Genomic DNA, 14,082 nt, shown 5'->3' on the forward strand with positions numbered 1-14,082 from the left:
CGTCTCACTAGGTAATGGCGGCATCGACCGATCGGGGTGAACGGGCGGTTGGTGGCTTTCCGCGATCCAGTTCCTGTCGGGCCGCATTCAAAAACGCTGCCCCGTACGAATCATCCGGAAAGTCACCGAGGTAGTGCCGTCGTGTCGCCCAACGTTGCGCTGCCAGGGGGTCGGTACCGAGTAGTTGGTCCAGTACCTCGTCCAGGTTCACCATGTCCCGGCGTAGCCGGTAGCCGGCGGCGGCTAAGGGGAACTGCTCGGCGAACGCGTCGCCGTCGATGGTGGTCATGTCGGTCACCGCGAACGGTTTGCCGGAACGTAGGTAGTCCGAGATGACTCCGGACACATCGGAGATAAGAGCATCGGAGCGGTTCATGCATTCCGCCAGGCTGAGCTTCCGGCTCGCCTCCGAGCCCCACACGTGCGGTCGGCGGCTTCGCTCCCGGTCGGTCGCCAGTAGCTCGGTGAGTCGCTTGAGCTGCCGGGCGGAGGCGGGGTTCTGACTGGTGTACGGGTGCGCCCGGAGAATCACCGTGACACCGCGGTCCAGGAGCTGACGCAGAATCGGCTCGGCCACCGCCAGCGAGCAGTAGTCCGCATGCGCGTTGTGGCCCGTCCAGGTTGGGGTGTACAACACGGTGGCTGGCGCATCGGAGGGCACCGATTGGTGGCGTACCTGGATCGATTCGACCTGCGGACGGCCGACTACCCTGAACTTCTCTACCGGGATGTTGATGCCGGCGCGGGCGTACCGCTCAATCGCCGCCTCCCCGGCGACGAAGATTCGGTCGAAGAGTGCGGTGACCGGGTTGGCGCTCGGCGCCTTGTCGCTGTCGCCGTGGTGCAGTTGGATGTGGGTCAGCTGGGTGAACCCGATGCAGTGACTGTTCTTGGCACCGTGGTTGACGTAGAACGCCACCTTTAGGCTCGGCACGAGCACTTCGTCTAGGGACCGCAGTGTGGGGCAGTAGATTACCGGTGCGGTGGTGGCCGCGGCGATCGGCGCCAGGAACTGCGGCTCGCGGAGCACCACCAGGAACTTTCGGTTGAGCCGTTCCAGGTAGGGCAGCCACATGGTGACTTGGTATTCCGAGCCGGGGGGCGCGGAGAAGTGCAGCAGGAACTCCGGCTGATGCGTCTGCACCGCCTGCCGTACGGCCCCGTCCGCTGTGGTTGGGCGCAGCCGCCGACGGGTGAGACCCAGCCCGGCGGTACCGGCGACGGCGGCCACCAGTAGCGTCGCGACCAGCGCGATCAGCGTCGGTGCGCTGGTCGCCGCAGCTAGCGTCAGCACGGCCAGCAAGCCAAGCAACACGGTCTCGAGCCGCGTGGCGACCAGCGGTTCCCAGGCCCGCGCGGGCAGGTTCGCCGTCTGGGGCTCCAGCCCGCCGGCCTGCCGCAGCGGGCCGGTCAGCAGCACCAGCCCGAGGAGAACCAGGCCCATGGCGGCGAGCGCCGGCTCGAATCCGGCATCCAGCTGTCGGGAGTACGCGACCAGGACAGCCGCGGCGACCAGCGCGGTCTCGGCGGGCGTGTCCACGCTGGTGTGGATCCGCCGTTCCAGGGCGATCGCGCCGAGGGCCGCTGCCGCCAGGACCAGTCCCCAACCGGGCGCAGCGGTCAGCGCGCAGACGAGGAAGGCCAGGAGGGCCAGCCCGACACTCAGGAATCGGGCGACCAATTTACGGATCAGAACGCCGCGCATGTCGCTCCGTTCACCTATCGTCTGGTCGCGGGGAATCGGCGGTCAGTGCCCGGCCCCTGCCGCGGCGACCGGGCGCGTCAAGGTGGGTCCGTGCTGGGCCGGCACCGGTGCGGTGTCACCGGGTTCCCGGCGTACGTCGATGACCTGCCCGGTTAGTTCGGAGATCAGCACATCAAGCGAGGCCTGCGCCACTGCGGCCGAGGAGAGCAGGGTGTGCTCCGGTTCCACGCCGAAGGCGCGGGTACGCATCGGCGTGGCGGTTCGCTCCGGGTTGATGCAGTTCACCCGTACCCCAAAGTCGGCCCACTCGTCGGACAGCGCCTGGGTGAGGTTCACCAGTGCCGCCTTGGTCGCCGAGTACAGCGCGTAGCGTGCCCGGCCTCGAGTGTACGAGCTGGAGGTGTAGAGCAGCAGTTGGCCCTTGGTCTGCTGCAGGTAGGGCAGGGCCAGGCGGGCAACGGTGACCGGTCCGACGAAGTTGACCTGGAGGAGGCGGTCCATGGTCTTCTCGTCCATCTCGGCGAGGCTCCCCTTTTCCAGGACGCCTGCGGTCACCACCACGTGGTCGATGCGGCCGGTCGCCTCGAATGCGGTTGTCAGCGCCGCCGCGACCTCATCGGCCCGTTCGACATGGGTTCCCGTGCCGCTCCGGCTGAACGCGAAGACCTGGGCGCCGTGCCCGCGGGCGATCTCGGCCAGATCGTGCCCGATGCCGTAGCTACCCCCGAAAACCACCACTGTTCGGCCGCTCAGCTCCTCGCGGTAGCTGCCGTGGTCGGCGACAGGGGGTACCCGCGCGGCGGCGAGTTGGAAGAGCTTGTCGGCCAGGTGGACATCAACGGGATGAGTCACCTTGATGTTCTCGTCCGACCCGTTGATCACCTTGATCGCGGTGTCGGGCAGGTAGCGAAGCACCACACCACAGTCGTCGGTGGCGGCGAAGTGCGGATCGCCCTCCGCCCGTCGGTAGGCCTCGCGAATCGTGCCGGAGCGGAACGCCTGCGGGGTCTGGCCGCGGCGTAGCGTGGAACGGGCCGGGATGTCCGTGATGCAGTCGTCGTCGTCTACCTGGATGATGGTGTCCGCGGAGGGGATGGCCACGTCGACCGCGGCATAGGTCCAGAGGGCGTTCACGCACTCGCGGACAATCCGGTGGCTGACGAGGGGGCGGACCGCATCATGGAAGATGATGTTGCAGTCCTCTTCGCCGATCGCTTCGAGGGCGATCCGAGTGGTGGCGTTCCGGGTGTCGCCTCCCTCGATCACTTTGCTGACCTTGCTGAGGTCGGCTGACTCGACGATCCGCAATGCCTGCTGGACGTGGCCGGCGGCCATGAGCACGATGATTTCGTCGATCTCTGGCGCGGCTTCGAAGATGGCCAGGGTGTGTTCGATGATCGGCTTTCCGGCGATCTTCAGGAGCTGCTTGGGGATGCCGAGCCCGAGGCGTTCACCGGTCCCACCGGCGAGGACCACCGCTACCGTCCGCGAAGGGCGCCAGGATGCCGGACTCGGCGGCGTGGCGCCCGGTGCAGTGGTGCGGTCCTGGGTCATGTCCGTTCCTCGCTTCTGTCGGGGGTGATTGGGGCGGGGTGGGCCGACGCTCACGGAACTCTAGCGTCTGCGACAGAGCGCATCGACCAGCCGACGACGCTGCTCGATGCGCTCCGTGGCGGCGTTACCTGCCCTCGTACGCGTTGCAGACCTCATCGGTCGGGCCGTCCATCTTCAGGACGCCGCCCTCCAGCCAGATGGTCCGCTCACAGGTGTCCCGGATCGAGCCGAGCGCGTGGCTGACCAAGAAGACCGTGCCGGCGTTCGCCCGCAGCTCCCGCACCCGCTGTTCGCTGCGGGCCCGGAACTTTCGGTCGCCGGTGGCCAGCGCCTCGTCGATGAGTAGCACGTCATGGTCCTTCGTGGCGGCGATGGCGAAGCGCAGCCGTGCGCCCATCCCGGAGGAGTAGGTGCGCATCGGCAGCGACGCGAAGTCACCCCGTTCGTTGATTCCGGAGAATTCGATGATGTCGGGAGTGACGCGTTTGACTTTTTCTGGAGACATGCCCATCGCTAGACATCCGAGCACCACGTTTCTCTCGCCGGAGAGATCGTTCAGTAGGGCTGCATTTACGCCGAGTAGCGATGGCTGTCCGTGCGTGTAGACCGCGCCCTGGGCCGGTGGGAGTAGCCCAGCGATGGTCCGTAGCAGAGTCGACTTGCCGGAGCCGTTGCTGCCGATCAGGCCGATAGCCTCACCCTGGTATGCGGTGAAGCTGACTCCCTTGACCGCGTGCACCTCGCGGATGTTGGGGGTTTTGGTGCGGGACACGATTCGTTTGAGGGCGGCGGTGGCGCCGTTGTTCGCCGCGGCGCCTTTGTGAATTCGATAGATCACATGGACGTCGTCGACAATGATGGTCGGAACCCGTTCCGCCGCCGCAGGAGTGGCGTTGGCCTTGGATTGGGTCTGCTCAGCCACGTCCATACTCCTTCTCCCCACGCCAGAAGTAGACAAATCCCCCGATGCCCATGGCGACTGCCCAGGCCAGGGCCATTCCCCAGAGCTGCGCTGGCGGGCTGACCAGGTTGTCCTGGTTTGACTCCAGCAGCGAGTACCGGGCCAGCTCGATGTAGATCAGCGCCGGGTTGGCCTCCAGCAGGGTTGCGGCCCACTGCGGCAGATGATCGCGGAACAGGACAACCGGGTAGAGCACACCGGAGGCGTAGAGCCAGGTGCGGAGTACGAACGGCATGACCTGTTTGAGGTCGGTGACCTTGGCGCCGAACCGCGCCATCACCATGGTGAGTCCGATGTTGAAGATTGTTTGCAGGAGCAGTGTCGGAACGATGAGTAGCCAGCGGAGGGTGAGCGGTTCACCGGTGGCCAGCACGATGACCGCCAGGACCACCATCGACATCAGTAGCTGCTGGAACTGCACCAGGGTGACCGTGACGGGCAGCGCGGCCCGGGGGAAGTGCAGGGCCCGGATCAACCCGAGATTGTTGGTGATCGCACTGGTGCCGTTTGCCACCGTGCTCTGGGTGAACATGAAGACGAACACGCCCGTGCACAGGTAGGCGATGAAGTTGTCCACGTTGCGGTCCTGGGACAGGATCACACCGAAGATCAGATAGTAGACCGCTGCGTTGGTGAGCGGGGTCAGCAACTGCCAGAGTTGGCCGAGCTGGGTGTTGCTGAATGACGAGGCGACCTTCGCTCGTGAGTACGCGGTGATGAAGTGCCGGTACGCCCACACCTGGCGGGTGTACTCGCGCAGAGGGGGCCTTGCGCCAGCGACCCGTAGTCCGTGCCGCTGCGCGAGTTCGGCGGGGCTTGGCCTGGAGTCGAGGTCGGCCACCGCGGTGTCGGCCATGATCAGGCGCTCCGATCTATCGTGTCGATGGGAGGGAAGATGTCGCGGTGCTATGAGCCGGCGTGTCCGGTTTCCGGGGTGTCACGTCGGTGCCTGGAAGTTAGTGTATTACCCGTCGGGACGCAACCGTAGCGTCGTTGCGTTACATTGTTCGGCGTGACGACCGAGAAGAAGCGCCCCCCGGCAGGCGCCGCGGTGCTGCGCGACGACATCACCTCGGCCATCCGCCGTGCGGTCATGGCGGAGCTGGCTGAGGTGGGCTACGGGCGTCTCTCCATTGAGGCGGTGGCGCGTCGGGCCGGTGTGAGCAAGACCGCCATCTACCGCCGGTGGCGCTCCAAACTTGATCTCGTCCTGGACCTGGTCTCCGCCACGGCTGGCCGCAGCCTCCCGCTACTCGACACCGGTAGTCTCCTGGGCGACCTGGAGATTCTGCTCCACGTCCTGGCCAAGGCGCTGCGGCATCGGATGGCCTCCCAGATCATTCCAGACCTGCTCGCCGAGGCCGCACGTACCCCACAGATCGCCGAGAAGCTCCACCAGACGCTGGAGGACTATCAGCGAACCATCGGGGTCATCGTGATCGGCCGGGCTGTCGAGCGCGGTGAGCTGCCGGCGGACACCGACCAGCGCCTCGCGGTTGACCTGATCGTCGGGCCAGTCTACTGGCGGCTGGCGATCGCACGGGCTCCGCTGCCGGCCAGCGAGGTGCGCCGGGTAGCGGAGACGATCGTCGCCGGCCTGCGGGTAGCATCCACGGGGTCCGACTCTGGCGAGTTAAAGCACTAAGTTCGATTAGCTGGTGAACGTCTTGATCTTCGCGGAAATCAGCCCGAGCCCTTCAATGACCCCGGCGCCGATGCCGTCTTGACCCGGACCCATTAGCATCGCCCCGGACCCCCCGAATGATCATTCGTAGACAGGAGGACGCCCCATGGCCGGGCCGCACCCAGATTTCATCCCCCCAGCACGACCAATCATCGGTGAGGCCGAAATCGACGCGGCGGTCCGGGTGCTGCGGAGTGGCCGGGTCGTGCAGGGCCCGGAGGTAGCGGCGTTCGAGGAGGAGTTCGCCGAGCTGACCGGAGGGTCGCACTGTGTCGCTGTCAACTCCGGGACCTCGGCGCTTCAGTTGACTCTGATGGCGCTCGGGTTTGGCCCGGGCGACGAGGTCATCGTTCCGTCGTTCTCCTTCGCGGCCACCGCTAACGCGGTTCGGCTGGTGGGGGCGGAGCCAGTTTTCGTGGATATTGAGCGGGACAGTTTCTGCCTGGACCCGGAGGCCGTGGCGGCCGCCGTCACCCCGCGGACCGTCGCCGTTATGCCAGTGCACCTGTACGGCCACCCCGCCGCGATGGAGCGGATCACCGCCATCGCGGAGCAGCATGGTCTCGCCATCGTCGAGGACGCCGCCCAGGCGCACGGGGCGAGCCTGAACGGCACCCCTGTGGGCGCCCTCGGTACGGCCGGCTGCTTCAGCTTCTACCCCACAAAAAACATGCACTCGCTCGAGGGTGGCATGATCAGTACCGCGGACGCCGAGCTCGCCCGCACCCTTCGGTTGCTGCGTAACCAGGGTATGGAGCAGCGGTACGCCAACGAGATCGTGGGCGCCAACATGCGGATGACCGATGTCGCAGCCGCCGTCGGTCGGGTCCAGCTCACGCAGTTGGCCGAGTGGACCGAGCAGCGTTGTGCCAACGCCAAGTTCCTCGACGCCGCGATCACCAGCATGGTCACCCCGCCGGTGGCCGACGGCGCGCGGCACGTCTACCACCAGTACACCGTCCGGACGAAGGGCAATCGGGATGCCGCCCAGCAGCGGCTGACCGAACTGGGTGTGGGCAACGCCGTCTACTACCCGACCCCAATTCATCGACTCAAGCCGTACCTCACCGAGAATGGTGAGCCGGGTCCGTGGGACTTGCCGGAGACCGAACGTGCTGCCGCCGAGGTGATCTCGTTGCCGGTGCACCCGTCGCTTACCCAGGTTGAGCTCGAGCGGATCGCCGAGGGTGCGAACCTGGCCGGGGGTGCGCGATGAGTGGGGGGCGTAAGCTGCGTGCTGGCCTGATCGGTCTGGGCGCCATGGGGCGGAACCACGCCCGGGTGCTGTCCAACCTGGATGGCGTGGAGCTGGTCGGGATCGTGGACCCGGCTGGCGGCGCGACTGGCGCGCTGCCCGTGCCGGTCGTGCCCGAGGTGGGCGACCTGCTGGCGATGGGCGTGGACTACGCGGTGGTAGCCTGCCCGACGGTGCTGCATGAGCCGATTGGCCTGGAACTTGCGGCCAACGGCGTCTCCGCGTTGATCGAGAAGCCCCTCGCCCCGTCGATCGAGAGCGCGACCAAGCTGGTCGAGGCGTTCGAAGCTGCGGGCCTGGTCGCTGGCGTGGGTCATATCGAGCGTTACAATCCCGCGCTGCAGAGCCTGCGTGCCCGCCTCGAGGCCGGTGAGTTGGGTGAGGTCTTCCAAGTCGTGACGCGGCGGCAGGGGCCATTCCCGCACCGGATTGCCGATGTCGGTGTGGTGATGGACCTGGCGACCCACGACATCGATCTGACCGCCTGGGTCACCGACCAGAAGTACAGCTCGGTCGCGGCGCACACGGTCTCCCGCAGCGGTCGGCTGCATGAGGACATGGTCTCCGTGGTCGGTCAGCTCTCCGGTGGGGCGATGGTCAATCACCTGGTCAACTGGTTGAGCCCGCTCAAGGAGCGCTCGACCGTGGTCACCGGTGACCGGGGCTGCTTCGTGGCCGACACCCTCACTGCTGACCTTACCTTCCATGCGAATGGGGCAATCGACACCGAATGGGAGGTGCTGCGCGCTTTCCGGGGCGTCGCCGAGGGGGACATGGTGCGGTACGCGATCCCCAAGCGGGAGCCGCTGCTGGTCGAGCACGAGCGGTTCCGCGATGCCGTTGAGGGTAAGGAGAGCGACATTGTCACTCTCCGTCAGGGTCTGCGCACCGTCGAGGTCGCCGCTGCCGTGCTCCGCTCGGCAGCCGAGAACGTTGCGGTTTCGGTGCCTTCGGCCGGCCTGGGTAGGCCTGAATGAAGGTTCTGATCGCTGGTGGAGCCGGCTTCATCGGCAGCACCATCGCGTCGGCCTGCCTCGACACGGGTATCACCCCGGTAATCCTCGACAACCTCAGCACCGGCCGTGCCGAGTTCGTCAAGGACCGGATCTTCTACCGGGGCGACATCGCCGACCGGTCCCTGATCGATCGGATCTTTGCCGAGCACCCGGAGATCGAAGCAGCAGTCCACTGTGCTGCGTTGATTGTGGTGCCGGAGTCGGTGGCGCACCCATTGCGCTACTACCAGGAGAACGTCGGCAAGTCCATCGACTTCCTGTCCGCGTTGGTCGCCAACGAATGCGAGCGGTTTCTGTTCAGCTCGTCCGCGGCGATCTACCAGCCGGGGGAGGACTTCGCCGTGGACGAAGCCTCCCCTATCTCGGGAACCAGCCCGTACGCGGAGAGTAAGGCGATGGTGGAACGCGTGCTGGCCGACGCCGCCCACGCGTACCCGTTGCGGGTTCTCTCGTTGCGCTACTTCAATCCGGTCGGGGCCGACCCCAAGATGCGGACTGGCTTGCAGGTGGCCCGGCCCTCGCATGTGCTCGGCAAGATGATCGAGGCGGCGCGGACGGGGGCGCCGTTCCAGGTCACCGGCGCCGACTGGCCCACCCGAGACGGCTCCGGAATCCGTGACTACGTGCACGTGTGGGACCTCGCGCAGGCCCATGTCGAGGCCCTGCGCCGGTTCGACACCGTCATCGACGGTAGTCAGCGCCCCTATCAGGTGATCAACCTGGGGACCGGCAACGGCACTACCGTCCGGGAACTCCTAGACGCGTTCACCGCGGTGCTCGGGCGGCCGATTCCCACTGTCACTGCCCCGCGTCGTCCCGGCGACTCGGCCGGCACCTACACCCGCAGTGACCGGGCTCGTCGATTGCTCGAGTGGGAGCCGACGTTGTCGCTGAAGGAGGGCCTCCAGCACTCCTTGAGCTGGGCTGAGCTGCGGGACGAGGTGCTGGGGAGCGATCCCGGCTGACCCGGACTCCCCGGTAGTCAGATATAGCGACGAGCGGGGCCCCACCAGCTGGTGGGGCCCCGCTCGTCGCTTATTGCCCGTGGCTGTCAGACCACGTGGTTGCCGAGGATTAGCCGGTCGAAGTGTTGCTGGACCACCGGCCAGTCCCACTCACCCAGCGCGTGAGCCGAGGCTTCGTTGCCGGCAGCACGCCAGGTCTCCTCCGTCGCCGTTGTCTGGAGGATTCGCTCCGCTGCCTCTTCAGGACTACCGACAACCCAGCCCTGCGGGTACAGGGTGCGGGCACTGCTTGGCCGGCCGGCGAAGAAGGGCCAGTCCCGGACGACCGGCACCGCCCCGCTCGCGGCGCCCTCCATCAAGCCGCAATGGCAGCCCTCGCGTACCGAGGAGCTGAGGATGACACCAACGTCGGCGAGTGCCTTCGGCACGTCTTCGGTCGGGCCGAACCGCCGCACCGCGCCAACCGCCTCCAATTCCTCCAACTCGCGGTTGAGCGTATCCAGGTACTTGCGGCTGGCGACGCTGACGTTCGGGTTCATGTCGCCACCTACCAGCAGCAGCTGGTATCGGTCGTCATGCCGCCGTACCTGTCGGAGAACCTCCACCGCCCAGAGCGGGTCCTTGGCGACCTGGCTGATTCCGACCATGCCCAGTTGGAACCGGGCGTCCGACGGCTTGTCGATTTGGAAACCGCTCAGATCCATCGCGTTGTCGAGCACGTGCATCCGCGGCGCATCCGGGCCCTGCAGGTAGGGGACCAGCGTGGTGGTCAGGTCCTTGATGTGATCGGCGACGAAGACGAGGTCATCGATCCGCGAGAAGTCGACCATGTACGGCCAGCGGGACAACGTCTCGTAGCTGTGTAGGCGCACGATGATCCGGGTGGTGCCCGGATCAAGAATCGTAAACAGCGCGGCCGGCGCGACACACCAGTCCACGAACACGGTGTCGGCCCAGTCGAGGTGCGGTCGCAGCTGCTCCTCGGCGTTTGCCCCGTACGGTGTCTCCTCCGCCGACAGCCGTTGCTCGAGCATCTGCGTCGCGGCCCAGGTGACACTCTTGAGTTTGCTGTCGGCCGCCAGGTCGAGGTAGCGGATCTCCACCTGCGGGTGGGACTCGTAGTGGGCGCGGATCAGCTTCAGGAAGTTGTCGTTCGCGCTGGTGGCGATCAACAGCCGTAGCGGCCGATCGGTCGGCGGCGGCGCGGCCGGCTGCTTGCGGCCGCGAGGGGCCGCGACAGTCGTCGCCGCGAGCGAGTTACGGAACGGTGCGGTGAAGCCCTCCGGGTCCTCCGCCAACGGCGATGTGAGCCGGTCGATGTGCAGCACCCGGTCGAAAGCCAGCTTCATGGCCCGGTTGAGTAGATTGGCTGCCGCCGGTTGCTTGCCGGCTCGGTGCCGCTCGTCAGCGATGGCGAGAAGCGCGTCGACGGCGCTGTTCAAGTCCTGTGGCGGAATTCCGGCCTTCAACTCGCGGCTGGCCGCGTCACCGAGCATCCGCGCCCGGGAAACTGGGGTGCGTAGCTTTTCTGCCGTGGCCGTAAGGATCAGCGCCTCGCCCTCGGGCCGGTCAGCCCAGTCCATCCCCTTGGCGACCTGACGGGCGACCTTTGTCCGGAGCCGGTCGGGAATCTTCGGCGTCCGTACGGCGGCCAACCAGAGCTTTGTCCCGGCCTTGCTTCGCATGATCGGCCGGGCGGTGACGGCGTCAATCGCTGCCCGGGGTGCGGAGTTGATGATGTGAGTGAGGTTTCGCCGGACCATTCTCCTGGACGGCAAGTTGTTGGCCAGCCGCTGTAGTGCCCCGGGGGGCGGGGTCCCTTGCCGCCCGATGACAGCCTGCACCGCGGGCTGGACACCGTACCGCGCGTCCGCGCCAAGGTTGCGCTGTGCCATCCGCCAAACGGCGTAGATGGCGTGTGGGTCGAGCGCCACCAGGACATCCGCGTTCCGGGCCTGCTCCCTCGCCCATCGTTCGCGGCGGATCCTTGTCCAGACCCGCTCGGCCGGCGTGGCCCGGGCGGCTGCGCGTGCCGGCAGGGCCTTGGCGATGTCGCCGGGGAGCGCGCACAGCCCGTCCAGCCGTACGTCGGCCGGGAGGTCCTCCGTGTCGACCGCGCCGACCAGGTGCACCCTCGCGCCGGCCTTCTGCAGCCGGTGCACGGCCGAAGACAGAAACCCTGGCTGCGGCGGTACGCCGGCCACCAGCAGAACGTCGCTCATGCGCGCACCTCACCGGCTTGTCGAGAATCGTCGGTCATTCGTGGTCTCGGCGGCGGGGGCGCGACGCCGGTTGAGTCAGCCCCGCTGCGGACAACGCCTTCGGCGAGCTGCTCGACGGCCCGCCGCATCAGGGTCTCCCGGGTGAACGGAGCAGCGTGGGCACGTACACCGGCCCGCTCGGCCTCGGTGGCCTCGGCGGTCATCCGCGCGGCCGACCGGAAGCTGTCAATCAGGCGTTCCTCGTCCAGGCCACACGCGCCGGTCCAGAGCGGATGCCCGTCCAGGACCCGGGTTGCGTCATGATCGACCTCGTGCACCGATACGATCGGTAGGCCGGTGGCCATGTATTCGTACACCTTGCCGGAGGTGACGTAGCGGCCACCGATGAGGATCAGTACGAGGGCGTCCCAGCTGGCGTACGTCTCGGCCACCTCCGCCTTGAGGACCGGGCCGCCGAACGAGACGCCATCAGCTGCGGCCGTGCTGATCAACTCCGTGAGACCGTTGGCCTCCCGGGCGGCGCCGGCGCCGATATGGCCGCGGATCTCGAGCCGAGCGTTGCGCATCAGCGGCTCCAGCTCTCGCGCCTTCCGCCAGGCGGTGATCACGGCCCCGAGCTGTCGGGCGTTGTAGTTGACAGTGCCGAGGTAGCCGAAGACGAGCCCCTTCTCGGGGTCCGGGCGGCGTGGCTGGACCGTTGCCACGCTGTCCTCGTCGTACCCGTTACGCACCACGTGCACCCGTTCCGCAATGTGCGGGTAGCGGTCCCGGTAGTGCTCGGCGATCGGATCGTTGACGACCCAGAGCGCCTGGCAATCGTCGAGGATGCGACGCTCCCAGACTCCGGCCTCGGACTCCTCGGTGAAGGCGACGCCGCCGTTGACCACGTCGATCGACCAGCCATCGCGGAAGTCGACCGCGTACGGCACGCCGTGCGTCTCCCAGAGTCGCCAAGCGGCGGCCAGGTTTACGTACGGGACGCAGCTCGCGAGCAGTAGGTCGGCCGGATGCTGACGGTGGAGGCCGAGCACGGCGTTTTCGATCGTCTCCCGCCAGCCGCCGAAGACCGGCTCCGGGAAGACCTTTTTCTCCCGCTTGCGTAGGTTGGTCACCCACTTCGCGGGCCGAAGCGCGCGCTCCTCGCTGAACTTCCGGATGTCCGTCTCGAGGTCCTCCCGGGCCAGCGGCAACTCCAGCACCGTGATCCCGGGGTCGACCTGTTCCAGGAGGCTGTAGTCAACGCCCGAGTCGCGTTCCCAGGAGGTGGAGGCAATCGTCACCACGGTCACGTCCCACCCGATCCGACGGAACTGGTTGGCCGTCTCCCGCATCCGGTACGCGCAGCTCTTGGCTGCGGGCGGGAAGCCAATGGCCAGGTAGATCAGATGAGGGCGGCCGTCTCGTCGGCCGCGGCCGGTGGCTGAGGAACTGGACAAGTCGCGGGAAGTAGGCATGGCCGGGGTGTACTCCGCTTTCTTGATGGCCGTCGACATCACTTTTCGGTAAGCTTTTCGACCACTCGATGAGCGGCGTGCCCGTCGCCGTACGGCGTGCCAGGCGCATCGGTAGGAGCAGGGCGGGTGGCGATGCCGGCCCACTCCGACCGTGGGTAGGCCGACGGGTCTGGCACCAGCTGGTTCCAGCCGTCCGCGAGAGTCTCGATCCACTCCGTCTCCGGTCGCAGCGTGGTGCACGGCCGGGCCAGCAGGTAGGCCTCCTTTTGCAGGCCGCCGGAGTCGGTGACCACCCCGGTCGAGCCGAGGACCGCGGCGACCATCCCGGCGTAGGGCAGCGGACGACCGACGTGGACGGCGCCGCGGCTGAGCCGCACGCCGTGCTCCTCGGCCTTCGCGGCCAGCCGTGGGTGTGCCAGTAGCGCCACCGGTACGGGCAGGTCTGCCAGCGCGTCAACCAGCATCGCCAGTCGCTCCGGCGAGTCGGTGTTCTCAGCCCGGTGCAGCGTCGCGAGTAGGTACGGTTCGTCGGGCTGGATGCCCTCCGGCAGCGCTGGTGCCGGGTGGTCACCGGAGAGCACGGAGTCGCGGATCCGGAGGCAGACGTCCACCATCACGTCGCCGACCAGAGTGGAACGTGCGGCGAGGCCCTCTGCTGCGAGATGGCGCATCGCTTCGTTGGTGGGGGCGAGTAGGAGATCAGCCGCGTGGTCGGTGAGGATGCGGTTGTGCTCCTCCGGCATCGCCCGGTTGAAGGACCGCAATCCCGCTTCCAGGTGCGCCACCGGTAGGTGTAACTTGACCGCGGAGAGCGCCCCGGCGAGGGTCGAGTTGGTGTCACCGTAGACCAGCACCCAGTCTGGCTTCTCCGCCATGAAGACCGGGTCCAGCGCCGCGAGGGCCTTGCCAGTCTGAACTCCGTGCGAGCCCGAGCCGATGCCGAGGTGGACATCCGGGGTGGGGATGCCCAGACCAGAGAAGAACACATCCGAAAGGTCGGCGTCGTAGTGTTGACCGGTGTGTACGATTTGGTGCTCGTGCTCCGTGGACGCGAACGCCGCAGCGATCGGAGCTAGCTTGATCAGCTGGGGGCGAGCCCCGACCACGCTGATGACCTTCACCTGTTGACTCCCGTGATGATCGTGTGAAGGGCAGCCGCAGGTCGGCCGGCGCTGTCCCTTGAGTCAGACGAATTGTGCCTCAGGCGGAAGTGGCTGCCAAATCCCACAAGACCTACGCCGCGTCACTCCTGACCTCTTCGGAGGA

The 14,082-nt window shown here is 67.1% G+C and carries 11 protein-coding genes; 4 read left to right on the forward strand and 7 right to left on the reverse strand.

Annotated elements, in window-relative coordinates; translation table 11 throughout:
* Positions 1-7: 7 nt before the first annotated feature.
* From K228_RS0110375 to K228_RS0110390, 4 genes are all read right to left on the reverse strand, one after another.
* Positions 8-1,705, reverse strand: a complete 1,698-nt coding sequence (locus K228_RS0110375; protein ID WP_025618389.1) for a CDP-glycerol glycerophosphotransferase family protein — start codon at positions 1,703-1,705, stop codon at positions 8-10.
* Between the two features lie 42 nt (positions 1,706-1,747).
* Positions 1,748-3,259, reverse strand: coding sequence for a bifunctional cytidylyltransferase/SDR family oxidoreductase (locus K228_RS0110380; protein ID WP_025618390.1), 1,512 nt, complete (start codon positions 3,257-3,259; stop codon positions 1,748-1,750).
* Positions 3,260-3,383: 124 nt separating this feature from the next.
* On the reverse strand, positions 3,384-4,187 hold the full coding sequence (locus tag K228_RS0110385) for an ABC transporter ATP-binding protein (RefSeq protein WP_025618391.1): 804 nt from the start codon (positions 4,185-4,187) through the stop codon (positions 3,384-3,386).
* Positions 4,174-5,076, reverse strand: coding sequence for an ABC transporter permease (locus K228_RS0110390; RefSeq protein WP_025618392.1), 903 nt, complete (start codon positions 5,074-5,076; stop codon positions 4,174-4,176). Before K228_RS0110390 ends, K228_RS0110385 begins: the two co-directional genes overlap by 14 nt.
* 156 nt (positions 5,077-5,232) lie before the next feature.
* Between K228_RS0110390 and K228_RS0110395 the strand changes: the two genes are divergently transcribed.
* The 4 genes from K228_RS0110395 (at position 5,233) to galE (ending at position 9,140) form a co-directional block, all read left to right on the forward strand.
* Entirely contained in the window at positions 5,233-5,865 is a 633-nt protein-coding gene (locus K228_RS0110395; protein ID WP_025618393.1) for a TetR/AcrR family transcriptional regulator, read from the forward strand.
* 145 nt (positions 5,866-6,010) lie between these two features.
* Positions 6,011-7,120, forward strand: coding sequence for a DegT/DnrJ/EryC1/StrS family aminotransferase (locus tag K228_RS0110405; protein ID WP_025618394.1), 1,110 nt, complete (start codon positions 6,011-6,013; stop codon positions 7,118-7,120).
* A complete protein-coding gene (locus K228_RS0110410; protein WP_025618395.1) occupies positions 7,117-8,136 on the forward strand; it encodes a Gfo/Idh/MocA family protein in 1,020 nt (339 codons plus the stop codon). Before K228_RS0110405 ends, K228_RS0110410 begins: the two co-directional genes overlap by 4 nt.
* On the forward strand, positions 8,133-9,140 hold the full coding sequence (gene galE / locus K228_RS0110415; RefSeq protein ID WP_025618396.1) for a UDP-glucose 4-epimerase GalE: 1,008 nt from the start codon (positions 8,133-8,135) through the stop codon (positions 9,138-9,140). The genes K228_RS0110410 and galE overlap by 4 nt, the downstream gene beginning before the upstream one ends.
* Positions 9,141-9,226: 86 nt before the next feature.
* Here galE and K228_RS0110420 read toward each other — a convergent pair whose 3' ends face one another.
* The 3 genes from K228_RS0110420 to wecB are packed head-to-tail and all read right to left on the reverse strand — an operon-like array spanning position 9,227 to position 13,937.
* Positions 9,227-11,362, reverse strand: coding sequence for a glycosyltransferase (locus tag K228_RS0110420; RefSeq protein ID WP_025618397.1), 2,136 nt, complete (start codon positions 11,360-11,362; stop codon positions 9,227-9,229).
* Entirely contained in the window at positions 11,359-12,855 is a 1,497-nt protein-coding gene (locus K228_RS0110425) for a glycosyltransferase (RefSeq protein WP_029723467.1), read from the reverse strand. Before K228_RS0110425 ends, K228_RS0110420 begins: the two co-directional genes overlap by 4 nt.
* A complete protein-coding gene (wecB, locus tag K228_RS0110430; RefSeq protein WP_025618399.1) occupies positions 12,855-13,937 on the reverse strand; it encodes a non-hydrolyzing UDP-N-acetylglucosamine 2-epimerase in 1,083 nt (360 codons plus the stop codon). The genes K228_RS0110425 and wecB overlap by 1 nt, the downstream gene beginning before the upstream one ends.
* Positions 13,938-14,082 lie beyond the last annotated feature (145 nt).

Origin of the sequence: Salinispora cortesiana, from assembly GCF_000484695.1 — a bacterium.
Taxonomy (GTDB): Bacteria; Actinomycetota; Actinomycetes; order Mycobacteriales; family Micromonosporaceae; genus Micromonospora; species Micromonospora cortesiana.

Bases quoted from the DNA above. Each gene is read 5' to 3' on its own strand.
- K228_RS0110375 (WP_025618389.1), bottom strand. From the start codon at position 1,705: ATGCGCGGCGTTCTGATCCGTAAATTGGTCGCCCGATTCCTGAGTGTC.
- K228_RS0110380 (WP_025618390.1), bottom strand. From the start codon at position 3,259: ATGACCCAGGACCGCACCACTGCACCGGGCGCCACGCCGCCGAGTCCG.
- K228_RS0110385 (WP_025618391.1), bottom strand. From the start codon at position 4,187: ATGGACGTGGCTGAGCAGACCCAATCCAAGGCCAACGCCACTCCTGCG.
- K228_RS0110390 (WP_025618392.1), bottom strand. From the start codon at position 5,076: ATGGCCGACACCGCGGTGGCCGACCTCGACTCCAGGCCAAGCCCCGCC.
- K228_RS0110405 (WP_025618394.1), top strand. From the start codon at position 6,011: ATGGCCGGGCCGCACCCAGATTTCATCCCCCCAGCACGACCAATCATC.
- K228_RS0110410 (WP_025618395.1), top strand. From the start codon at position 7,117: ATGAGTGGGGGGCGTAAGCTGCGTGCTGGCCTGATCGGTCTGGGCGCC.
- galE (WP_025618396.1), top strand. From the start codon at position 8,133: ATGAAGGTTCTGATCGCTGGTGGAGCCGGCTTCATCGGCAGCACCATC.
- K228_RS0110420 (WP_025618397.1), bottom strand. From the start codon at position 11,362: ATGAGCGACGTTCTGCTGGTGGCCGGCGTACCGCCGCAGCCAGGGTTT.
- K228_RS0110425 (WP_029723467.1), bottom strand. From the start codon at position 12,855: ATGTCGACGGCCATCAAGAAAGCGGAGTACACCCCGGCCATGCCTACT.